Source organism: Cohnella suwonensis (genome assembly GCF_042655365.1).
Classification (GTDB): Bacteria; Bacillota; Bacilli; order Paenibacillales; family Paenibacillaceae; genus Cohnella; species Cohnella suwonensis.
In genome coordinates this window covers 64,642-86,380 of record NZ_JBHSMH010000067.1, presented here as the reverse complement: position 1 = coordinate 86,380, position 21,739 = coordinate 64,642, and the positions used below count along the sequence as shown (strand labels likewise).

Here is a 21,739-nt window from a genome sequence, read left to right as displayed (position 1 = left end):
ATGAAGCGAATCGTTCGTCCCTTCCAGGATTTAAGCATTAAGAGCAAGATGTTCGTGTCGTTCTTGCTCATCCTTACGCTCTCGTCCGGATTGTTCATCGGCGTCAACTCTTACATCACCGCGGACGATACGGAGAAGCAAGCGCGGTATTCGCTCGAAGTCGTCCTCGAACAATCCCGCTCCTTCCTTAACTACAAGACGAGCTCGATCCGCAAAGTCGTCGACATCATGGTCATTCACGACACGATTCAGTCGATGGTGTCGAAGAGTTCGGACGAATACCGGGATAACATCGGCAACTGGCTACTGGACGAATATTTCTTCAACCAGCTCATCTACAACGTGCAGACGAACCCCGATATTCGGAAAATCAGCTTATACATGCGGGACGGCATGGCGGCCGTTCAGGCGACCGATCAATTTCTCCGTATGGAAGACGTGCAGGCCGAGCCTTGGATGCAGCGGATCGTTCGCAGCGACCGGCCCTATATATGGATTCCGTCGGAGTCGGTCACCGCCGCGGACGGCGATACGATCTCGTTCTTCCGCAAAGTGACCAGTCCGTCCTTCGGCAACGACTTCGCCGGCTTGCTCCGCGCCGAGATGCCGAAGAGCGTGCTTGTTCAAATCTTGGATCAGGCGCTGTTCACGAAGCACACGACCGCATTGCTCGTGAACAGCGGCAACGAATTGATCGCCGGCTCCAGCCAGAATCGGCCCGAGAGCACGGACGAGATGATCGGGGCGCTGGAAGGGGACGACGACGATAGCAGCGCCTTCCGGACGGTGCTGTTGAACGGGGAAAAGACGCTCGTCGCTTCCGTGCCCGTCGAGCATACGGATTGGCGCTTTATGCTTGCCGTGCCGCATGGCGATATCGTGGAAATCGCGCAAAAATCGAGAAACCAAATGTTCGTCATCTTCTTGGCCGTCGCCGCTTTGACGTTCCCGCTCGCTTTCTGGGTGTCCGCGTCCGGCACGATTCGCATTCGGAAGTTGACGAAGAACATGCGGAAGGTCGGCGTCGATAACGTCAAGGCCGATCTCGATCCCGGCAGCAACGACGAGATCGGGCAGCTGACGATGACGTTTAATCGAATGATCACGCGAATCGAGGACTTGGCGGCGGACAAGTACCAGCTCGGGCTCGAAGCGAAAAATATGGAGCTCAAAGCGCTCCAAGCCCAGATTAACCCCCACTTCCTGTATAACACGCTCGACATGGTCAATTGGCTGGCGATGAAATACAACGCCGACGATATTCGGATCCTGATTACGTCGCTGTCGGACTTCTATAAACTGAGCTTGAGCAACGGCGAAGATTTCATCTCGATCCGCAGCGAGATCGAGCACGTGTCGGCTTACGTCCGCATTCAGAACATGCGGTTCAGGGATCGAATCGAGCTGGTCGTCGACGTTCCGGAGGAACTCTATGAATACCGTACGTTAAAGCTATTGCTGCAGCCTCTCGTCGAGAACGCGATCCTTCACGGCATCATGGAGAAGGAAACGCCGACCGGAACCGTCACGATCGCCTGCATGATGGACCCTGAAGGTATCGAGCTCGTCGTCGCGGACGACGGCGTCGGCATTCCGGAAGATCGGCTGAAGGATATGTTGATCGGTCCCGCCAAGAAGAAAAGCGGCGGGTACGGCATGAGAAATATCCATCATAGGCTGGAGCTCATCTTCGGTTATCCGTACGGGTTAACGGTAGAGAGCAGCGTCGGTAAAGGCACTGTCGTCAAAGTGAAGATTCCCGCCCAGCATGCCGAACTGGCGGATGCAAAGCTGCCCGGGTCGGACGAAAACCTTGCGATCGAATAACGAAAGAAACCGGTGAATCTCGCGCGCTTGCGAGATCCACCGGTTTTCTTGTATTTCGATGCGTTATAGGTCTAACTTGTAAACTCGATAGACGATCGCAGCGGCTTGCGCCCGCGTCGCTTGCCCGGCCGGGTCGAACGCGCCATGGTCGACGCCTTGGACGACGCCTGCGAGCTGCATCGCCTTGACCGCTTCGGAAGCGTAAGCGGATATGTTGTCGCGGTCGGAGAACGCGATCTCCGCCTGGCGCGCGGTCAGGTCCGCCCCGGCGATCTTCGCGGCCAGATAAGCCATGACAGCCATATCCTGACGAGTGATCCGCTCACCGGGGCCGAAGCTGCCGTCCGGCTTGCCGCCCGCGATGCCCAGCTTGCCGGCCGAAGCGATCGCCGCGTAATACCAGCTTCCCGCTTTCACGTCGCTCAGCTCCGTCGTCGCGGACGCATCCTCCAGATCGAACGCGCGGACGAGCATCGCTGCGAACTCAGCGCGGGTTATTTCGCCATTCGGCGCGAACTTCCCGTTGCCGACGCCGTTGATGGCTCCCCTTGCCGACAGCGCGTCGATCGCTTCTGTCGCCCATGCGACCGACCCAGTGTCGCTGAACGCGACACTGGCATGAGCTGCCGCATACTTGCTGAAGTGCTTCGCCTTGAACTCCACCATTCCGGTAGCAGGATCGTACTTGCCGTTCTTCACGATTTCCAGATCGCCGTTGTCGTTGATGAAATAGATAACAACCTTGTTCGGATTCTCGCCTGGCTTGAGCGTATACGGAATCGCGACCTGCACTTCGTTGCCTTTGAAATCGCTGATTTTGTTTCCGCCAAGGCTCAGATTGAAGTCGTACACGGTATTGCCGCCCACGCTGGCTTGTACGGCTTCCGGCAAAGAGGCAGTATCGACTTTCTTGACAGCGAGCATCAATTCATCGTTCGCGGACACTCCCGCCTTTTTGAGCAAATCAGGCTGGATCGTGACAATAGCCAGTCCCGTATCGACCGAAATCTCTTTCACGCCTTGCTCGCCGGCTTCGACGATTTGCGCTGCCGGAAGACCGACTTGTACCTCTTTCGCGTTGTCGCCAGTCTTCACTTGAATGCTGACGTTATTTCCGATCGCCGACTTAACGGCAGCCTGCAGATCGCTCGCCTTCAGATCGACGGCAGCCGTACCGCCCGCATCCGTCTTCGCTTCTACCTTCACTGTGCCTTTATCTACAGATACCGGTTCCGTAGTCGGCTGAGGATTCGGTTGCGAAGGCGTAGTCGGGCTTGGGATATCTCCTGTTCTCGTCAAAGCAACATGATCGAGATACCCCCAATAACCGGCGCTCCCTTCCACGGAGAAAGCGATGTCGAGCGTGCCGTCAGTCACCTGTATGCCTGCGACCTGGTAAGGCTGCCAGACGTTCCAGCCCTGGTTGAGCACATTGGCCGACTTGCTCGCGCCGGATGCGGATGCCGACAACTGAATCGTTCCCACGCTTGAGTCATTGGTGTAATAGCCATCGGCGCCGGTTATCAGATTCGGCTGTCCCATCGAGTAAGCTGTCAACGAGTACACACCGTTGGTCAGACCCGTCACCTTCTGAGACAAGGTGATATCATAAGCGTTGCTTGAGAAGTAATTAAACGAATTCCAGCCCGCGAAAGGACCAAAGTTATTCGTATCGAACGTATAGCCTGCCCCGTCGCTTCCGTGCGTACCTCCGTCCAAACTCCAAGCTCCCAATTGTCCGACCGTTTCGAACTCTCCGTCAGGCACTAGCGTATCGCTGCTCGAGTAACCGGCGGCGAAGTTGTAGGTGGAAGCTGCGCTGCTCGTATAACCCGGCTTGGACGCATAAGCTTTAATAACCGTCTTTCCCGTAATGGCAATCGGACCCGAATAATATTGGGTTACGCTTGAGCCGCTTGCGTAATTCGGGGCATCCCCGTTCGTCGTATAGTAAATACTTGCTCCCGGCGTATCGGTGCCAAGCGTAATATATTTTACGGACCCGGGTACGGTTGCCCAGTCGGCAAGCACGCTGCCATCGGGAGTCGAAGCGCTCACCGGCTGCACTTGAAATGCCGATATGTCGGTATCTTCGCTAACGAGGCCAAAGTAGAAATCGTCCGCGTCGCCGAAAGCGCCTGCTGCACCGTTAATATTGACTCCGATCGTTACCTGGCCGGATGTGACAGGCACTGTAATGGAATATTGATTCCATTGGTTCCAACCGGTTGGACTAAAATTCTGCGTTAGCGTAGCGTCAGGATGGCCTTCATCGTAACCTGTCGCATACAAGAACGGTACCTCGGTCGCGCCTTTCGCGTCACCATCCGCCCAAACGGACAATGTGTACGTTCCATTCGGAACATCATATACCGATTGCGATACCGAAGCGTTGCTAAAATTGCTGCCGTACCAATAATGTATGGAATGATTCCCAGAGTGCGTCGTGGCATCGGTGCTGGTCGGTTTCGCAATACTTGCGTTGGAACTCGTCCAACCCGTCGTGCCGTTTTCCAAATCGGAGTTCACAAGCAAGTTCGGCGGTATTTCCGCTTTTACGGTCACGATCGCCGTCGCCTGAACGGAACTTCCATTAATCGTTCCGGTAACGGTGTAGACACCCTTCTGAGAGGTAATGTCGGCTGATATGTCCCAAGTTACCGCTACCGATTGGTAATAGCCGTCACTGTATTGTCCCTTCACGGTTAAAGGCATCGACAAGGTGCTTCCTACGGTTGTTGTGAGGGTTACCGTGTCCGCAGCCGTTAATGTGGCAGTAGGCGTAGAACCCGATGACCTTACGAGTTTAAAAACATCTAGCGAAGGTAGCGCGCGGCCACTGTAATCGAACAGCGCCTGATTTTCCCATCCGCTGCCGTAGCCCGTCTTCCAACCCGTCTCCATCCCCGGAAGCCAAGCGCCTCCCCAATAAAACACGCCGAGCCCCTTTCCATCGGGTACGCTAGCCACGTTATCGATGATGTCCCTGACTTCCGTCGCCTGCCCTTGCGGAGTCGGCGTATAGCCCGATACGTAAGCGTTGGCTTGACTGAAGACGTTGAGCTGTTCGTCGCCTTCGTCCAGCGTCCAGCCGTACGACGTCTCGGCGACGACGACTTGTTTGCCGTACGTGCTCGCCAACGTTTCTAGAATTGTTTTGTTCTGATCCATCGTTCCGTGCCAGAACGGATAATCCGATATTCCGATCACGTCGAAATCGACCGCCGTGGCGCCCGTCGTCCAAGCGTTCAAGTTACCTGTGAACGTAGATGCCAGTCCGCTCGAATTGCCGGCCATATGGATCATGATCTTGATGTCCGGATCGATCGTCCGTACGGCCTCGGAAGCCTTCTGCAACAAAGGAGCCGCGTTCGATGCGCCGCTTCCCGCGGGCCAGAGCAGCCCTCCGTTGATCTCGTTCCCGATTTGTACCATGTCCGGGAGCGCCCCCGCCGCTTCCAGCGCCGCGAGCGAGTCGTGCGTAAAGTCGTACACCTTGCTTGCCAGCGTCGCTCCGGTGTCGTTCGTCCATGCCTTCGGCTTCGTCTGCGTGCCCGGATCCGCCCAGAAATCGCTGTAATGGAAGTCAAGCAGCACGCCCATGCCGAGTTGCTTCGCTTCTTTGGCTACGGCCATGACGCTAGCCAGATCGGTATTGCCTCCGCCGATCGGATTGCCGAAAGCGTCGGTCGGATCGTTCCATAGCCGCAGGCGGATATAATTGACGCCGTGGTTCTGCATGATGCGCAGAGCGCTAAGCTCCGTGCCGTCCGTATCGTAGAACTTTTTCCCCGATTGGCGCAACGCGTAAAGCTCGGAGACGTCCACCCCCATAATGAAGTCGCTGCGTTGGCCGTTCTGCAGCGCCGTTACGGGCGCCACCGAGACCGCATCGACTGACGGCAGCGCCGCATGAGTCGTCGACGCACCGATCGGCATGAGTCCCGCTTGCATCGCGATCGCCAGCAAAGCCGTTCCCGCCAGCCGGACGATTTTGTTCCTCCCCTGTCTCATAACCCTACTCTCCTTTTACCGTTCGGATTTTCCAATCGCCGCATGCGCTTTGGCTGTCATCCCGCTTCCGAAAGAAGCGGTTCTTCCGCTTTGAATGCGCTTGCAATCATTGTGACATAGGAGCGACGAAGGAATAACGGGGCTATATTACTTTCTTCTTGGCAGGATTATCGAAATGGCGGATCTTGCCTATGGAACGCAAAAAAGACGGCACGCGAGTGCCGCCTTTCGCAAGACGATCTTCGAAAACCTTACTTCACCAACACCGTCTCCATCGCCCGGTTCAGCCGCTTAAAGCCTTCGATCGTGCCTTCGAAGTCGTTGTGCGTGAAGTTCAGCCGCAGTCTGTTCTTCTTGGCGGCATCGTCCGCGAAGAAGGAGACGCCGGGAACGAACGCGACGCCGAAGTCGACGGCCGTCTTCATGAGCTCGGCCGTATCGACGGACTCTGGGAGCTCAAGCCAGAAGAACATGCCGCCCTTCGGCTCGTTCCACTTGACGCCCGGCCACTGCTGCTCTTTCAACAGATCGGCCATCTGACGCATGCGCGCCTCGTATTCCCCGCGTACGAACTCGATATGGCCATCCAGATCGAAGTGCTTCATCAGTTGGTACAGCGTCTGCTGATCGAGCGAGCTCGAATGCAAATCGGCGGCTTGCTTCACCCGCGTCATATGGCGGATAATTTCCGGATCGCCCATGACCCAGCCCGTACGGAGAGCCGGAGCGACCGTCTTGGAGAACGTGCTCGTGTAGACGACGCCGGATCCGTTCGGATGTTCGTCGAGCGAGAAGATCGACGGGTACGCCACCGATGCATCTCCGAACTTCAGCTCGCCGTATGGATCGTCTTCGAGAATGAGCGCGTCGTTCTCGCGGCAAAGCTTCAATACCGCCTTGCGCCGTTCGACGCTCCACGCTTTCCCCGTCGGATTGGAGAACGTAGGGATGACGTAGACGAGCTTCGGCCGGTATTGCTTCAGCTTCGCTGCCAGATCAGCGGCGTCCATGCCGTCTTCGTCCGCGTCGACGGATACGATCCGCGCGCCGTAAGAACGGAACACCTGGAGCGCGGACAAGTACGTCGGCTTCTCGACGAGGATGACGTCGCCCGCGTCGATGAAGATCCGCGTCAACAGATCGATCGCCTGCTGCGAGCCGGTCGTCAGAAGCATGTCTTCGGGCGTTACTTTAATGCCTTTGCGGCCCATCCATTCGCATATGCTTTCGCGTAGCGGCGTATAGCCTTCCGTCAAGCCGTATTGCAACGCCTTGTTGCCGGCGGCGAGCACGCGTTGGAACGCTTCTCCGATCGCCGCGACCGGGAAATGCTCCTCCGCCGGCAAACCGCCCGCGAAGGATATGATGTTGTTGCGTTGCGTAAGCTTCAATATCTCGCGTACCGCGGAAGAGGTGAACGTATCCACCTTGCTAGAGAAACGATAATTCATGAACGGCTTCCCCATTTCTTCGGATCGAAAAATCGGATCAGACAAGCAAAAACGCATTCGGCGTCCGCTGGACGCCGGATAGCTTTGCGAAGGTTATTCAGAATGGAATAAGCGTAAAACTTATATCGTCTGAATAACTCAGATCAACGTGACGTTGTCGCGACGGTTGCGGGCCGGCGCGTTGCGCTTGTCGACGAGCCGATTCAACGCGTCCACGTAAGCCCGCGCGCTCGCTTCCAAGATGTCCGTGCTGACGCCGCGGCCTTGCGCGGACGTCTCGCCTTGCTTCAGCACGACGTGCACTTCGCCGAGCGCGTCCGTGCCGTCGGTGACGGACTTGATCGTGTAATCGTCCAGCTCGACCGCTTCTCCGGTCAGCTTGTCGATCGCTTGATAGATCGCGTCGACGGTGCCGTTGCCTTCCGAAGCTTGCTTCGCGATGCCCTTCTGCGTCTTCAGCGTAACGGTCGCGCTCGGCGTCGAATGGCTGTCGAACGATACGACGAGCTGTTCCAGCGCGAACACTTCCGGCGTCTCGATGATTTTTTCTTCGAGCAGCGCGCGGATGTCCTCGTCGCTAACGTTCTTCTTGCGGTCGGCCACGTCCTTGAACTTGCCGAACGCCGCGTTCACTTGCTCTTCCGTCAACGACTCGTAACCGAGGTCGACGAGCTTCTCGCGGAACGCATGGCGTCCGGAGTGCTTGCCGAGCACGAGCTTGCTGTCCCTGAGGCCGATCGTTTCCGGGGAAATGATCTCGTACGTCGTCTTTTCCTTTAGCATGCCGTCTTGGTGGATGCCGGATTCGTGCGCGAACGCGTTCGCGCCGACGATCGCTTTGTTGCCCGGCACGACCATGCCGGTCAGCTTGCTGACGAGCCGGCTCGTGCGCGCGATTTCCTTCAAGTTCAGCGACGTCGTCGCCTGGAAATAATCCGCGCGTGTCGCGAGCGCGAGCGCCACTTCCTCGAGCGCCGTGTTGCCTGCTCGCTCGCCGATGCCGTTGATCGTGCCTTCGATCTGATCGGCGCCGTTCAAGATCGCGGCCAGCGAGTTCGCCGTCGCCATGCCGAGGTCGTCATGGCAATGCGCCGACAGCTGGATGTTCTCGATACCGACGACGTTTTCCTTGAGCGTCTTGAAGATGTTGCCGAACTCGGCCGGATTCAAGTAACCGACCGTATCCGGAATGTTCACGACGGATACGCCTTCGCGTACCGCGAGAGACGTCACTTCGCACAGGAAATCCAGCTCCGTGCGGCCTGCGTCTTCCGCCGAGAATTCGACGCGGCTGAAATATTTCTTCGCGTAACGGATCGCCTTCTGGGCCGTCTCCAGCACTTGCTCCTTCTCCATCCGCAGCTTGTGCTTGCGGTGGATCGGGGACGTCGCGAGGAAGATGTGGATCGCCGGATCCTGCGCGCCCTTCAGCGCTTCCTGTACCGCGTCGATGTCCTTCTCCACCGAACGGGCTAGTCCCATGACGGACGCGTTCTTCACGGCGCGGGCGACGGCGTTGACCGCCGCGAGATCGCCCGGGGATGCCGCGGGGAAGCCGGCTTCGATACGATCGACGCCCAGCTTCTCGAGTTGAAGCGCGATTTCCACTTTTTCTTGCGTATTCAGGTTAACGCCGGGAGATTGTTCGCCGTCCCTGAGCGTCGTATCGAAAACATAGATTTTTCTCATAGCTGAACTATCGCACCTCCTGAAGCCTTACGTGACTTTGTTCTTTATTATAGCACAAGATTCTAACATGCCGATTATCGGGATTTAACAAAAACCCCGGCGGCTTGCCGGGGTTTTTCGTTGCTCGTCCGTTATTTATTTCTTGATCCAGTGCATCATGCCGCGCAGTTGCGCGCCGACGACTTCGATCGGATGCTCGGCTTCGTTGCGGCGTGTAGCCGTAAGGAACGCGCGTCCGGATTGGTTCTCCAAGATGAAGTCGCGAGCGAATTTGCCTTGTTGGATGTCGGAAAGAACGCGCTTCATTTCTTTCTTCGTCTCTTCCGTTACGACGCGAGGTCCGGTGACGTAGTCGCCGTATTCCGCCGTGTTGGAGATCGAGTTGCGCATCGAGGCGAGGCCGCCTTCGTACATCAGGTCGACGATCAGCTTCAGCTCGTGCAAGCACTCGAAGTAGGCCATTTCAGGAGCGTAGCCGGCTTCGACCAACGTCTCGAATCCTGCTTTAACGAGCGCGGAAGCGCCGCCGCACAATACCGCTTGTTCGCCGAACAAGTCGGTTTCGGTTTCTTCACGGAAGGAAGTTTCGATAACCCCCGCGCGCGTGCAACCGATGCCTTTGGCATAAGCCATGCCGATTTCGAACGCCTTGCCCGTGCCGTTCTGGTGGATCGCGATCAATCCCGGTACGCCGAAGCCTTCGACGTACGTGCGGCGAACCATGTGGCCCGGGGATTTCGGAGCGACCAGCAGGACGTCCGCGTCCGCAGGAGCGACGATTTGGCCGAAGTGTACGTTGAAGCCGTGGGAGAACATCAGAGCCGCGCCTTTTTTGAGGTTAGGCTCGATTTCGTTTTTGTATACGCTGGCTTGCGTTTCGTCCGGCATCAGGATCTGAACGACGTCCGCTTTGCGAGTCGCGTCGCCTACGTTCAGAACTTCGAAGCCGTCGTTGCGCGCCGCTTGCGCGGATTTGCCTTCGCGAAGGCCGATGATGACGTTGAGGCCGCTGTCGCGCAGGTTTTGCGCTTGCGCGTGGCCTTGGCTGCCGTAGCCGATTACCGCGATCGTCTTGCCTTTAAGAACGCCGAGGTCGGCGTCTTTCTCATGAAAAAGATTAACTGCCATGGGAATGTGTTCCTCCTTAAAATGGGTGATGATGCGAATATGTCGACCCTCGAAGCGGGCGTTCCAATGGCGGCGCTAACGCGCCGTCGCGACATCGTGCTAAAGCCCGAGGCTCGCTCCACTCGAACCCCCGCTTCGAGCGGGCGCTCCGTGCTTTCTTGCTTTTACTTCAAACCTCTGTTCATTGCCGTGACGCCGGTTCGGGAAAGCTCCCGAATGCCGTAAGGCTTCAGCAGTTCGATCATCGCGTCGATTTTCTCGGAATCGCCGACGACTTGAACGACTAGCGACGAAGGGCCGATATCGACGACAGCCGCGCGGAACGTCTCCACGATTCCCAGAATTTCAGGCCGGGTGGACGGCTCGGAGCCGATTTTGATGAGGCCCAGCTCGCGGGCGACCATCGGATTCGCGCTAATGTCGATCACTTTAATGACGTCGATGAGCTTGTACAATTGCTTCTGGATTTGCTCCAGCGTATGGTCGTCGCCCGTCGTGACGATAACCATCCGGGACAAACCCGTTTCTTCCGAAGCGCCGACGGTAATGCTCTCGATGTTGAACCCGCGGCGGCCGAACAGGCCGGAAACCCGTTGCAGCACGCCCGGTTGGTCGTTGACTAGAATCGCGATCGTATATTTACGGTTCATTCGGAATCCCCCATGATCATCTGATCGATCGTGCTTCCTTGGGTAACCATCGGATACACGTTCTCATGCTTACGGACGACGAACTCGACGACCGCAGGCCCCGGATGATTCAATGCTTCCTCCCATGCGCTGCGCGCGTCTTCCTTGTTCGATGCGCGGAAGCCTTTGACGCCGTAGGCTTCGGCCAGCTTGACGAAGTCAGGGCTGCCGGATAGGTCGATATGGCTATACCGGTTGTCGTAAATAAGCTCTTGCCATTGGCGAACCATTCCGAGAACTTGGTTGTTGATGATAACCACTTTAACCGGAATGTTGTTGATGGCGCAAATCGCGAGCTCTTGCGCGCACATCTGCATGCCGCCGTCGCCGTTGATCGAGACGACCGTGCGTCCCGGGTTGCCCATCTGGGCGCCGATCGCCGACGGGAATCCGAAGCCCATCGTGCCGAGTCCCCCGGAAGTGACCCACGAACGCGGTTTGTTGAACGGATAATACTGAGCGGCCCACATCTGGTGCTGGCCGACGTCCGTCGTTACGATCGCATCTCCGTTCGTCGTCTCGTGAATCATCTGGATGACCCACTGCGGCTTAAGCTCCACGTCGGAATCGATATACTTAAACGGTTTCTCCGCGGACCATTGCGCGATTTGCTTGCGCCATGCGTCGGCTTTGCCCGCGAACTTGGCGATCGCGTTCGCTTGCTGGAGCACCGCTTTGACGTCCCCCACGATCGGAATGTCCGTCGGCACGTTCTTGCCGATCTCCGCCGGATCTATATCGATGTGGACGATTTTCGCGTGCGGCGCGAAACCCTTCAGCTTGCCCGTTACGCGGTCGTCGAACCGGGCGCCGATATTGATCAGCAAATCCGCCGATTGGATCGCCGTGTTGGCGGTCCAAGTGCCGTGCATGCCCGGCATGCCCATGTGCAGCTCGTTGCCGCTCGGGAATCCGCCGAGACCGAGCAACGTCGTCGTCGTCGGGATGCCCGTCTTCGTTACGAACTCGTACAATTCCTCGTGCGCTCCGGAGTAGACGACGCCGCCGCCCGCCAGAATGACCGGCTTCTCGGCTTTCTCGATCGCGCGGATCATTTTCTCCACTTGACCTTTGTTCGGTTGAACCGTCGGGTTGTATCCGCGCAGGTTCACTTGGTTCACCGGTTGGAATAACGTCTTCTCGGCGGAAACGTCTTTCGGAATATCGATGAGCACGGGACCTTTGCGGCCGGTATTGGCGATATGGAAAGCTTCGTGGATGACGCGCGGCAAATCCTCCGCTTTGCGAACCAAGTAGCTGTGCTTCGTGATCGGCATAGTGATGCCTACGATATCCGCTTCTTGGAAAGCGTCCGTACCGATCAATGTCGTCGCGACGTTGCCGGTAATGACGACGAGCGGTACCGAGTCCATGTACGCGGTAGCGATGCCCGTTACGAGGTTCGTCGCCCCTGGTCCCGACGTGGCGATGCATACGCCGACTTTGCCGGTGGAACGCGCATAGCCGTCAGCCGCGTGAATCGCGCCTTGCTCGTGCCGAGTCAGCAAATGCTGGAAGTCGGTAAAGCCGTGCATCGCGTCGTAGATGAACAGTACGGCGCCGCCCGGATAACCGAAGACGCACTCCGCACCCTCCAGCAATAAGCTACGAAGCAGCATTTCAGATCCCGTAATCACTTCCGGCTTGCTCCATTTTTCGATCAACTCTTCTTTGGATTTCACTTGAACTCCCTGAGCAGTCATCCTTTTTCCTCCTTTCGATGAATCAAAAAAGCCTTCCGTCGCCTGAAGCCAATAATGGCTGTCAAGGGACGAAAGGCTATAGCTTCCGCGGTACCACCCGAGTTTGCCGTTCACCTCGCGGTGACGGCCTTGTAAAGTACGATGCACTCGCGAACCCGCGAGGAACATGAGTACTTTAAGCGCAATAACGTGCGCTATTCCGATTCACCCTAGTGCGCCAAGCGGCGGTTCAGGCGAACAGCTCCGAGGAGACTTCGCTAACAGGGATTAAGATATCGGTCTCAGCTAATCCGATACTCTCTGAGCATAAGAGCCCCATTGCTTTATCCTCATCACGGCAGTTTGCTTCAGTCGATTTAGACACTATTATATTCTTCACCAAGACGTTAGTCAATACACATCTTCGCCGTTCCCGTTCCGATCGCTAATTCATAAGCTGTACGATCGGCGTCCGAGCATCGGATCGATCCTTCGCGGGACGCCAAGGATAATCGTACGGGGAGGAACCCCTCTTGATTCGATGGAGACAGCCTCGGGACGATCGCGGCATCGTCGAGCTTGTCCGCACCCAGCTCGTGCCGATATCCCCCTGGCAGCATCCGAGGGACAGCCGGCTTTATTCCGACATTACGCGGCGCATTCGCAAAGGCGCGACTTTAGTCGCCTCCGAGTCCCGCAGAAGCACGCCATTCGGTTTTCTTCATATGGAATTCCGCACCGACACTCTCATCATCGATCTGCTCGCCGTCGATTCTTCCCACCAGAACAGACGCTGGGGAAGCGAACTCATGCAACACGCCGAGCAGTACGGACGCAAAAGAGGATGCCGCATTTCCCGCGTATTCGTCGACGAAGACAATTCCCGCGCGCTCCGCTTCTACCAAAGACACGGCTACGGCGGCGTCCGTTGGATCCAGTCGCTGAAAGTGATCGAGCTTGCGAAAATTCTTTGATCGTCCGAGCAACCGCTTCCTCCATCCCGCGACAAGCGGCGGCCGCCGTCCCTCAATGGACGATAGCCGCCGCTTTTTCCTTCGCTCGAAGCTCGATTGCCAAGCACCCGGATCTTGTCCGATCGCGCGGATGCCCGGTTACGCCAGAGGATGCATCTTTACCACCAACCGCCGCCGTAGCCGTACCCGTCATAGCCGTATCCGTATCCGCCGCCCCAACCCCAGCCGCCGTCCAGCGTACCGATCGCCAGCAGATCGAACAATACGAGCGGAATGATCGCTTTCGTCCGCACTTTCTTACTCTTCGCCGGTTCGACGACGAGCCGGTTGCCTTGAACGCGGACGAGCTTGCCCGTCACGACGGAGCCGTCTTTGCGCATGGCCTTGATTTCTTTCCCGACGAGACGGTTGACTTGTGAACGCGTGATTTGCGCCATCTTACAACACTCCTTCCTCGATGCTTGCGGTGCGAACGGCGAAGCAACCATCCGGAATACCGACAATTGTCGTCCCCGTTGTCCAATAGCTTATGACCGGAAGGCCTGTCGTGCTTGTACGCCTGTCCTCCGGCCGGGAAAATGGGACTTGCTGAAAGAGTCGCCGATCGCGTAAGATGCAAGTGATGATGACCGCGAAGCACGCGTCGTTCGTCCCTACGGGACGGGCGGCGCTTATTTATTTTGGAGGAGCGTGGCGGCATGGCAAAGGATAAAACTGTTTCTCGCACATTTGAGCCTCAATTCGAGGAATGGCTGAAGCAACAATCGCGTGCTTGCGTCGGCGAGAGAAAAAGAATTCTCGCTTCAGGGCTCAAGCATGCCCAGAAAGCGTTTCTCGCTTCCGTGTGGTGACCGTCGTTTGGTCATTTCAATGGCTTATCACCCGAGTACGAAGTCAAAGATTTTAAGGATGGATTTCGGTACGTGGACTTTGCGTGGATGCTGCCCGAAGCGGCAATCGCGATCGAAATCGACGGCTACGGCCCTCACTGGTGCAATGCCGACCGGTGGAAATTCTCCGACCACCTGTTCCGTCAAAATCACTTGATTCTAGACGACTGGAAGGTCATACGGATGTCTTACGACGACATCGTCGAGCATCCGAGGAAATGCCAGCAGCTGCTCCTTCACACCCTGGGGAAGTGGGGATCTTCCAATGGACGGACGAGTCATACGGTCGCCGATATTCCAGATCCGGTCGGCCGGGCGATATTGGGTTCGCCTCGCGCGCCAACGGTCCCTTCTCTCCGACTCAAGCTGCTAAAGAACTGGGATGGCATCGCATAACCGTCAATCGTCATATTCGTCGCTTAACCGAAGTCGGTCATCTCGTGCCCGCATCCCTAGGCAAAAAACGAACCGCTTACTATCAGCTAAATCCAAACGCCGTCAATCGAGCGCCCAAGTAGCACTGCGCTACTCACAACTACTCGCGCTCCTCCGATCACGCGCCATAGTAGCACTGCGCTACTTACAACTACTCGCGCTCCGCCGATCACGCGCCATAGTAGCACTGCGCTACTTACAGCTACTCACGCTCCGCCGATCACGCGCCATAGTAGCACTGCGCTACTTACAACTACTCGCGCTCCGCCGATCACGCGCCATAGTAGCACTGCGCTACTTACAACTACTCGCGCTCCGCCGATCACGCGCCATAGTAGCACTACGCTACTTGTCGCACCGTACCCCCGCGAGCCCCCGAAGATGCCAAAAAGCCCCGGTTGCCCGGGGCTTGTCTACGCGCATGAACTACGCGTTGATTTTTTCTTTGGCAGCGCCTGCAAGCGAGTTGAACGCGCCGATGTCGTTCACCGCGAGGTCCGCGAGCATTTTGCGGTTCACTTCGATGCCGGCCAATTTCAAGCCGTGCATCAGTTTGCTGTAGCTCAGGCCGTTGAGGCGAGCTGCGGCGTTGATACGCACGATCCACAATTTGCGGAAGTTCCGCTTCGTCTGACGACGGTCGCGGTATGCGTACATGAGGGACTTCATTACTTGTTCTTTCGCTTTCTTAAACAGGCGATGTTTCGCGCCCCAGTAACCTTTTGCCAACTTCAACATTCTATTGCGACGACGGCGCGTGACGAATCCGCCCTTGACTCTTGCCATGATTCATTACCTCCCGGAAGTGTTCGTATACGTAATAACGGATGTTATTTCAGGTTTGCGAGTTGTTGTTGCAGACGACGAACGTCGCCTTGGGCCATCAATGGTTGGCCTGCCAGTACGCGCTTGGCGCGTCCGGATTTGTGGGAGAGCAAGTGGTTTTTGTACGCTTTGTAGCGTTTGACTTTACCCGTTCCCGTAATTTTGAAGCGGTCTTTCAAGCTGCTGTGCGTTTTCATCTTAGGCATGGAATGTATCCTCCTGTCAGTGGGGTTTCGGAGCTAAAATCATAATCATGCTGCGGCCTTCGAGCTTAGGCAAACGTTCAATGATGCAAAGGTCAGTCACTTCGTTCGCGACGCGCTCCAAGATCTTCTGTCCGAGCTTGGCATGCGTAATTTCGCGACCGCGGAACCGCACGGAGCATTTCACCTTATCGCCTTCTTTAAGAAATTTCACGACATTGCGAAATTTCGTTTGATAATCGTTTTCTTCGATGTTCGCACGAAACCAAACTTCTTTAAGATCGACGATTTTCTGATTCTTCCGAGCTTCCTTTTCCTTCTTCTGCTGCTCATAACGGAACTTGCCGTAGTCCATGATGCGGCACACGGGCGGTTTCGCCTGCGGCGCTACGTTGACCAGGTCAAGGTTCGCGTCAATCGCCATCTGCATTGCTTCGCGGAAAGGTTTGATGCCGATCTGTTCGCCTTCAGGGCCGACCAAACGCACTTCTTTCGCCCGGATTTCATCGTTGATTTGATGGTCCTTGCTAATAATGTTCCACCTCCGAAATAAACTGCATGTTACGCTGCGCAAGGCAATAAAAAAATGCGGGTCTCTACGACCCGCATCCTAGTCCTAACGTTATCGGCATACGGATTACCGGAGCATCCGCGCTCGTATCGTCGGCTACGCTAACCCGTCAGCCGAAGCCGATGAGGTGAGAAGCGGGTGCTTCTGCTTGCGCGTGCTGAAAATTACTTTATCAGTCACAACGATCACTATATCATGCCGCGATGACGAAGTCAACGCGAGGAATTACATTTGCTTGCCTTGCACTTCTTCGAGCCTCAGGACGCGCGTATGCTGCGTATGGCTCCACGTTTTGTTGTTCTGCGTGAAGAACGCGTAGAACGTGATCGGCCACCACGTGAAGAAGAAAATCGGGAACGTGAGGAGACGGAAGTATACTTTCCAGTTGACCTTCTCGAGCAACATGGAGAGCGGAACCTGCAAGTAAATATAGACGGAAATCGGAATGGCAAGCCAAGCCGGCGCCACCGAATAGATCGAATCGAAATGCGGTTCTCCGGGCAGCATGAGATCGAACCAGAGCGTCGCGGTCAGCAAGAAGCCGATCAGGAAGTTATACGCGTTGAACACGTACATCGCCGCGTCGATCTTCACCAGGCTGCGTTCCTTGATGCCTTGCCAAAGAAGCGGCAGCATGTAACGGCGGGTAACGTCGAAGTGACCTTGCATCCAACGGAGCCGCTGGCGGGAAGAAGCTCTGAACGTGATCGGCTTCTCGTCGTACACGCGGGCGTCGTAATTGAATTTCGGATAAATGTCGCGCTGGATGCAGCGGATCGTGAACTCGAGATCCTCGACAAGGCTCGTCGCGCCCCAGCCCATTTCCTTCAACAGCTTCGTTTCGAAGCACATGCCTGTACCGCCCAGGAAGTTGGACAATCCCAAGTTATAGCGCGGCATTTGCCATAACCGGTTGCAGAACCAGTAGTTGATGCCGTTCGCGGCGCTGACCCAGGAATCGTGCGGGTTTTTCGTATCCAAGTAGCCTTGGATGACGCGATAGCCGTTGCACAGGTCTTCGTTCATGTATTGCAGGAAATTCGTCGCGACGAGATTGTCGGCGTCGAACATGACGATCGCGTCGTATTGGCGCGGATGCTTCCACAGCTTCGCGAGCATCCACTCGATCGCGTAGCCTTTGCCCCGCTCGTTCGGATTCGTGCGTTCGCAGGCGTGAACGCCCGGATACTTGCGCACGACATCGGCGGTGCCGTCCGTGCAATTGTCGCAAATGACGAATACGTCGTACAACTCTCGCGGATAATCCATTTTCAGCAAATTGTCGACGAGCGCTCCGACGACGGCTTCCTCGTTATGCGCGGCGACGAGCAACGCGAACGATTTGGTCGGCTTGTGCGTAATCCGCTCCCGTTTGCGGTACCAGCCGAAGAAGGACAAAACGACTTGGTATGCCCCGACGACGAAGAACACCACTTGCACGGCCAAAAGAAAATTATTGAACATATTCAGTTGTACCCCCTAGATCCCTTTTTCTTTTTTCTCTGTCTCTGTTTCTCTCATTGTGAAAGTCTGATGAAAACGACTTTCTTGATTTTCTTTTTTTTGGTCCCTTTTGTCAAAGGGCTATTCTCCCATAATCGCGACTGACGGCCGACATGGGCGGTTATCCGGCTGACATCGCCGGGGAACGAGGGTTATGCTACGTCTTAGCTCCTTTTTGCGCCGATTTCGCGACTCTAATAAAACTTTCATCAAGTTGAGCGTTTTCTCATAACGCCGCGCTATGGACGCCGACCGATTCCTCCATGCTTTCTTTCAGCCTTCGAAACACCTCGTCCCAAGAGCGCTCCCTTGCATGCCGAAGTCCGGCTTCTGACAGCAGCTCCCTCATCGCGCGGCCGCGCCGCAACCGGTCAAGCGCCTCCGCGAACGCGCCGGAGTCGCCCGGCGGACAGAGAAGTCCGTTCGCTCCGTCTTTGACCGTATCCGGAACCGCTCCTCCCGCGGCGCCGACGACCGGCAGCCCGCAAGCCATCGCTTCCAGTACGACGTTGCCGAACGTTTCCGTCGCGGAAGGAAACAGCAAAACGTCGGAAGCGGCCATCCACAGCCGGAGGTTCTCTTGGGCAATCGGACCTAGAAAGCGAGCTTGTATCCCTTTGCTTGCGGCCAGTTCCCGAAGCTCGCCGGAAAACGGCCCGTCGCCCGCGGCGACGAACGCAATGTCGACGCCCCGACGATCGAGCAAGGACACCGCTTCCACCGCGACCCCGGGATCCTTCTCCGGCGCGATTCTGCCGGCGTATAGCGCAACGTACGTAGACGGGTTCAACCCCAGCTCCCTTCGCAAAGCCGCGCGATTATCATGGGGACGAAAACGCTTCGCATCGACGCCTCTTCCCCAAACTTCGAGACGAGCCCAGCCTTCCGAGCGGCATTCTTCGAGTACCGAATTCGACGGAACGTAGATCTTTCGGCAGGGCCGATGGAACCAATGCAAATATCTCCATAGAAGTTTACCCAACCACTGGAGATTGTAATACGGCAAATATCGCGCGAAATGCGTATGATGCGACGCCACGAGCGGAATTCCGTGTTTTATCGCGAGGTGGCGGCCGACGACTCCCGTGCCGAACGGCGTCGCGACGTGAATCGCGTTCGGCTTGAACTTCAGCAGCTTGCGTTCCGCTTCCGCCGATCGCGGTATGGCAAGCCGGCATTCGGGATACAGAAAAAAGGGCAGGCTCGACAACCTTTCCGCCGTCTCCGACATCGTCTTCTCCCGCCGCGGCCGGGAAGGAGCGAAGACGAGGCACTCATGGCCTTGATCGCGCAAGTACGCCACCCACCTTTCCAGCGTCTTCGCGACTCCGTTGATCTCGGGGGCATACGTATCGGTGAAAAGCGCCAACCGCAATTTCTCCATGGGTCACCCTCCTATCCGTTTGCCCCCATTATAAGGAACGGACGTTAACGGAAGATCATCTCCTCGTTAATACTGCGCTGACATTGGCGCTATAAGATGAAATCAGACTTAAACAGCCGAAGGAGAGTGGGTTCATGAGCCGGATCTACCGCATGCTCCAAGAAGTCGAACGCCCGCTGTTCATGTACGTGAATATTCGTTGGAACCGTTCCGCTTTGAATTGGCTCTTTCATATATTGTCGCTTATCGCGGGAGCGACGTTCAGCCTGAGCTTCTCTCTGGCGGCCGGGCTGTTCGCGCCCGAGCGTTGGAGCCACGCCGGCTGGATCGCCCTCGCCGCCGTCGCCGTCAGCCACGTCCCGGTCGCGATCGCCAAGCGTAGCGCGCCGCGCCTTCGTCCTTACCAGGTGTTCCCGCAGACGAATACGAACCGCAAGCCGCTGAAGGATCCTTCGTTCCCTTCCGGCCATACGACGGCCGCCTTCGCGATGCTTACGCCTTGGATGCTCGTGCAGCCGATGCTGATCCCCGTCCTGCTGCCCGTCGGCATCGGCGTCGCCCTCTCCCGCGTATACTTCGGACTCCATTTCCCCAGCGACACCGTCGCCGGCGCGGTGCTCGGAAGCACGACGGCCGTCGCCTTATCGTTGTGGATCTAATACGAAAAGCCCGCCGGATGGCGGGCTCAGATCGTCGAGAAACCGCGCGTTTAGTAAGGCTTCCTTATTTCGCTAGGCAAAGGGCTTTTGCTCTCCCAACAAACTGCAAAAGTGCAGTTTAATCGGCACGAAATCGGTCAAACGGCTCAATAACCTGCAAATATACAGTTTGATAAAACGAAATGACCGGATTCTCGCGAAAGCGGCAAACAACCTGCATATTTGCAGGTTGTTTGCGTATATCGAAAGAAATGAGCTAACAACCTGCATTATTGCAGGTTGTCGGCGCAAAGGCGCGAAAATCGCCGAGTTGAACGGGGGATCAAAAAAACGTCCATGCATTCGAAACATACGGACTTTCTCGACAGCCTGAGCCCGCCGGATGGCGGGCTTTTCCTCTGATTATGGAGAATTACTCTTTCGAAGCCGAATTCGTCTCGTCCGCGTCGTCGTCCTCTTCGTCCGACTCGTAATTTTTCATCGGCCCCCTGCGTGCTTGCTCTTCGAGCGCATCGGCGACTTGACGGCGATGCTCCTGCTGAACCGCGTCGCCGACGACCGATTCCAACCGGTAGATCGGCATTCCTTTGCCGACGAACTTGGTCTCGTATTCAGTCAGCACGAGATCGTCTCTTCTGCCTTCGCGATGAAGGTCTAGCGAAATGTTCCGCATCTGGAATTCCACGTCCGAGAAGCTGTTCAGCGAGAATTCGAATAAGCTCAGCGAATCCGTTTTGAAGTGGATTTCGCCCTTCTCGCTCAGCACTTCCTTATACTTCAGCAGAAACTTCGGATGGGTCAGTCGGCGCTTGGCGTGCTTCGCCTTCGGCCAAGGATCGCTGAAATTCAAGTAGATGCGCTCGAGCTCTCCAGGCTCGAACATTTTATCCAGAAACTCCACGTTGCCTCTTACGAGCGCCAAGTTCGGCACCTCGTTCGAGCCCTTCTCCTCCAGCCAGATCGTCCGGGCTTTCTCGCTTCCCCGCTTCAGCAATTCGTCGTACATGTCCATGCCGATATAATTGATATGCGGATTGTTGGCGCTATGCCTGCTGATGAACTGGCCTTTGCCCATGCCGCATTCGATATGGATCGGATTGTCGTTGCCGAAAAACTCGTGCCAACGCCCTCTCATCCGCTGAGGTTCCAGCACGACGAGATCGGGTTGCTTTTCCAAGCTTTCCCTGATGTTCTTTTTACCGCGAAGCCGCATGCCCTAGTCCTCCCGTAACGCTTGTCGCTTGTCGTCAATGACTCTTATTGTGCCGAAAGTCTCGTCCGTTGTAAAGGGTCGCTTCCCGGAAAGACCGCTGGGCGATTTCCCCGGAAGACCATGGATATCGCTCCCCCTCATCCGGGCAAAATAGGGAATAGGCAAATTCGATAACTTTCAGGAGGATCATTGGATGAAAATAAAACCGTCCTTGTACTTCGGGCTCGTCGCCTGCGCCTCTGTCGTGATGCTAAGCGCATGCGGCAACAACGATAATAATCCTTCGCCGGTCGCAAGCACTCCTGCCGCCTCGGGGGCCGCCGGAGGCGGAGCGACGAAGGACGTAACGATCCACGCGGCGAATTGGAAATTCGACCAACCCGAAATCAAAGTCAAGCAAGGCGATACGATCAACTTGACGCTAACCAATGACCAAGGCGTTCATGGCATCGAAATCGCCGATCTCGGCGTAAAGGTCAAAAACGGCGAAACGAAATCGTTCACCGTTAATAAGGCCGGCACGTACGAATACCATTGCAACATTCAATGCGGGCAAGGTCACGCCGACATGATCGGCAACCTGGTCGTCGAATAACGCTTGA

At 56.3% G+C, this 21,739-nt stretch carries 19 protein-coding genes; 6 read left to right on the top strand and 13 right to left on the bottom strand.

The annotated features are described in order from the left end of the window. Positions 1-1,827, top strand: a complete 1,827-nt coding sequence (locus tag ACFPPD_RS18050) for a sensor histidine kinase (RefSeq protein WP_209748974.1) — start codon at positions 1-3, stop codon at positions 1,825-1,827. Positions 1,828-1,890: 63 nt separating this feature from the next. Here the strand turns inward: ACFPPD_RS18050 and ACFPPD_RS18045 are convergent, their stop codons facing one another. From ACFPPD_RS18045 to ilvB, 6 genes are all read right to left on the bottom strand, one after another. Further along, positions 1,891-5,841 (bottom strand): glycosyl hydrolase 53 family protein, encoded by a 3,951-nt coding sequence (locus tag ACFPPD_RS18045; RefSeq protein WP_209748975.1) that lies wholly within the window; start codon positions 5,839-5,841, stop codon positions 1,891-1,893. Between the two features lie 251 nt (positions 5,842-6,092). Next, entirely contained in the window at positions 6,093-7,292 is a 1,200-nt protein-coding gene (locus ACFPPD_RS18040) for an aminotransferase-like domain-containing protein (RefSeq protein ID WP_209748976.1), read from the bottom strand. Between the two features lie 138 nt (positions 7,293-7,430). Continuing rightward, positions 7,431-8,981: a 2-isopropylmalate synthase gene (locus ACFPPD_RS18035; RefSeq protein ID WP_209748977.1), complete on the bottom strand. Its 1,551-nt coding sequence runs from the start codon at positions 8,979-8,981 to the stop codon at positions 7,431-7,433. Between the two features lie 135 nt (positions 8,982-9,116). Further along, positions 9,117-10,109, bottom strand: a complete 993-nt coding sequence (gene ilvC, locus ACFPPD_RS18030; RefSeq protein ID WP_209748978.1) for a ketol-acid reductoisomerase — start codon at positions 10,107-10,109, stop codon at positions 9,117-9,119. Between the two features lie 164 nt (positions 10,110-10,273). Further along, positions 10,274-10,759, bottom strand: a complete 486-nt coding sequence (gene ilvN / locus ACFPPD_RS18025) for an acetolactate synthase small subunit (RefSeq protein ID WP_209748979.1) — start codon at positions 10,757-10,759, stop codon at positions 10,274-10,276. Further along, positions 10,756-12,501 carry a biosynthetic-type acetolactate synthase large subunit gene (gene ilvB, locus ACFPPD_RS18020; RefSeq protein ID WP_209748980.1) on the bottom strand — a complete coding sequence of 582 codons (1,746 nt, stop codon included), beginning with the start codon at positions 12,499-12,501 and terminating at the stop codon, positions 10,756-10,758. Before ilvB ends, ilvN begins: the two co-directional genes overlap by 4 nt. Before the next feature lie 512 nt (positions 12,502-13,013). Here ilvB and ACFPPD_RS18015 point away from each other — a divergent pair. Then, the gene (locus tag ACFPPD_RS18015; protein ID WP_209748981.1) at positions 13,014-13,454 is read left to right on the top strand and encodes a GNAT family N-acetyltransferase; all 441 of its coding nucleotides are present in this window, start codon (positions 13,014-13,016) and stop codon (positions 13,452-13,454) included. A gap of 158 nt (positions 13,455-13,612) precedes the next feature. Here the strand turns inward: ACFPPD_RS18015 and ACFPPD_RS18010 are convergent, their stop codons facing one another. Continuing rightward, positions 13,613-13,891, bottom strand: coding sequence for a 50S ribosomal protein L33 (locus ACFPPD_RS18010; RefSeq protein ID WP_209748982.1), 279 nt, complete (start codon positions 13,889-13,891; stop codon positions 13,613-13,615). 261 nt (positions 13,892-14,152) lie between these two features. On the opposite strand from ACFPPD_RS18010, the gene ACFPPD_RS18005 reads away from it, so the two are divergent. Further along, positions 14,153-14,305 (top strand): hypothetical protein, encoded by a 153-nt coding sequence (locus ACFPPD_RS18005; RefSeq protein ID WP_209748983.1) that lies wholly within the window; start codon positions 14,153-14,155, stop codon positions 14,303-14,305. Positions 14,306-14,377: 72 nt separating this feature from the next. After that, positions 14,378-14,740, top strand: coding sequence for a hypothetical protein (locus ACFPPD_RS18000; RefSeq protein WP_209748984.1), 363 nt, complete (start codon positions 14,378-14,380; stop codon positions 14,738-14,740). Between the two features lie 465 nt (positions 14,741-15,205). Here the strand turns inward: ACFPPD_RS18000 and rplT are convergent, their stop codons facing one another. The 5 genes from rplT to ACFPPD_RS17975 form a co-directional block, all read right to left on the bottom strand. Then, complete coding sequence (gene rplT / locus ACFPPD_RS17995) at positions 15,206-15,565, bottom strand: 50S ribosomal protein L20 (RefSeq protein ID WP_209748985.1); 360 nt, start codon at positions 15,563-15,565, stop codon at positions 15,206-15,208. A 44-nt stretch (positions 15,566-15,609) separates the two neighbouring features. Then, positions 15,610-15,810, bottom strand: a complete 201-nt coding sequence (gene rpmI, locus ACFPPD_RS17990) for a 50S ribosomal protein L35 (protein ID WP_209748986.1) — start codon at positions 15,808-15,810, stop codon at positions 15,610-15,612. 16 nt (positions 15,811-15,826) lie between these two features. Further along, on the bottom strand, positions 15,827-16,321 hold the full coding sequence (gene infC / locus ACFPPD_RS17985) for a translation initiation factor IF-3 (protein WP_209749037.1): 495 nt from the start codon (positions 16,319-16,321) through the stop codon (positions 15,827-15,829). Between the two features lie 282 nt (positions 16,322-16,603). After that, positions 16,604-17,842: a glycosyltransferase family 2 protein gene (locus ACFPPD_RS17980; RefSeq protein ID WP_209748987.1), complete on the bottom strand. Its 1,239-nt coding sequence runs from the start codon at positions 17,840-17,842 to the stop codon at positions 16,604-16,606. Between the two features lie 265 nt (positions 17,843-18,107). After that, entirely contained in the window at positions 18,108-19,265 is a 1,158-nt protein-coding gene (locus ACFPPD_RS17975; protein ID WP_209748988.1) for a glycosyltransferase family 4 protein, read from the bottom strand. A 134-nt stretch (positions 19,266-19,399) separates the two neighbouring features. On the opposite strand from ACFPPD_RS17975, the gene ACFPPD_RS17970 reads away from it, so the two are divergent. Beyond that, a complete protein-coding gene (locus ACFPPD_RS17970; protein WP_209748989.1) occupies positions 19,400-19,924 on the top strand; it encodes a phosphatase PAP2 family protein in 525 nt (174 codons plus the stop codon). A 412-nt stretch (positions 19,925-20,336) separates the two neighbouring features. Here ACFPPD_RS17970 and trmB read toward each other — a convergent pair whose 3' ends face one another. After that, complete coding sequence (gene trmB, locus ACFPPD_RS17965; RefSeq protein WP_209748990.1) at positions 20,337-21,137, bottom strand: tRNA (guanosine(46)-N7)-methyltransferase TrmB; 801 nt, start codon at positions 21,135-21,137, stop codon at positions 20,337-20,339. Between the two features lie 193 nt (positions 21,138-21,330). Here trmB and ACFPPD_RS17960 point away from each other — a divergent pair, with 193 nt between their 5' ends. Further along, positions 21,331-21,732 carry a cupredoxin domain-containing protein gene (locus tag ACFPPD_RS17960; RefSeq protein ID WP_209748991.1) on the top strand — a complete coding sequence of 134 codons (402 nt, stop codon included), beginning with the start codon at positions 21,331-21,333 and terminating at the stop codon, positions 21,730-21,732. The last annotated feature ends 7 nt before the right edge of the window (positions 21,733-21,739 follow it).

What these genes read in the sequence shown, in the direction of transcription:
- ACFPPD_RS17975 (WP_209748988.1), bottom strand. Translation starts at nt 19,265, where the DNA reads ATGGAGAAATTGCGGTTGGCGCTTTTCACCGATACGTATGCCCCCGAG.
- ACFPPD_RS18010 (WP_209748982.1), bottom strand. Translation starts at nt 13,891, where the DNA reads ATGGCGCAAATCACGCGTTCACAAGTCAACCGTCTCGTCGGGAAAGAA.
- ACFPPD_RS17970 (WP_209748989.1), top strand. Translation starts at nt 19,400, where the DNA reads ATGAGCCGGATCTACCGCATGCTCCAAGAAGTCGAACGCCCGCTGTTC.
- rpmI (WP_209748986.1), bottom strand. Translation starts at nt 15,810, where the DNA reads ATGCCTAAGATGAAAACGCACAGCAGCTTGAAAGACCGCTTCAAAATT.
- rplT (WP_209748985.1), bottom strand. Translation starts at nt 15,565, where the DNA reads ATGGCAAGAGTCAAGGGCGGATTCGTCACGCGCCGTCGTCGCAATAGA.
- trmB (WP_209748990.1), bottom strand. Translation starts at nt 21,137, where the DNA reads ATGCGGCTTCGCGGTAAAAAGAACATCAGGGAAAGCTTGGAAAAGCAA.
- ACFPPD_RS18005 (WP_209748983.1), top strand. Translation starts at nt 14,153, where the DNA reads ATGGCAAAGGATAAAACTGTTTCTCGCACATTTGAGCCTCAATTCGAG.
- ACFPPD_RS18050 (WP_209748974.1), top strand. Translation starts at nt 1, where the DNA reads ATGAAGCGAATCGTTCGTCCCTTCCAGGATTTAAGCATTAAGAGCAAG.
- ACFPPD_RS17960 (WP_209748991.1), top strand. Translation starts at nt 21,331, where the DNA reads ATGAAAATAAAACCGTCCTTGTACTTCGGGCTCGTCGCCTGCGCCTCT.
- ACFPPD_RS18035 (WP_209748977.1), bottom strand. Translation starts at nt 8,981, where the DNA reads ATGAGAAAAATCTATGTTTTCGATACGACGCTCAGGGACGGCGAACAA.
- ilvB (WP_209748980.1), bottom strand. Translation starts at nt 12,501, where the DNA reads ATGACTGCTCAGGGAGTTCAAGTGAAATCCAAAGAAGAGTTGATCGAA.
- ACFPPD_RS18045 (WP_209748975.1), bottom strand. Translation starts at nt 5,841, where the DNA reads ATGAGACAGGGGAGGAACAAAATCGTCCGGCTGGCGGGAACGGCTTTG.
- ACFPPD_RS18040 (WP_209748976.1), bottom strand. Translation starts at nt 7,292, where the DNA reads ATGAATTATCGTTTCTCTAGCAAGGTGGATACGTTCACCTCTTCCGCG.
- ACFPPD_RS17980 (WP_209748987.1), bottom strand. Translation starts at nt 17,842, where the DNA reads ATGTTCAATAATTTTCTTTTGGCCGTGCAAGTGGTGTTCTTCGTCGTC.
- ilvC (WP_209748978.1), bottom strand. Translation starts at nt 10,109, where the DNA reads ATGGCAGTTAATCTTTTTCATGAGAAAGACGCCGACCTCGGCGTTCTT.
- ilvN (WP_209748979.1), bottom strand. Translation starts at nt 10,759, where the DNA reads ATGAACCGTAAATATACGATCGCGATTCTAGTCAACGACCAACCGGGC.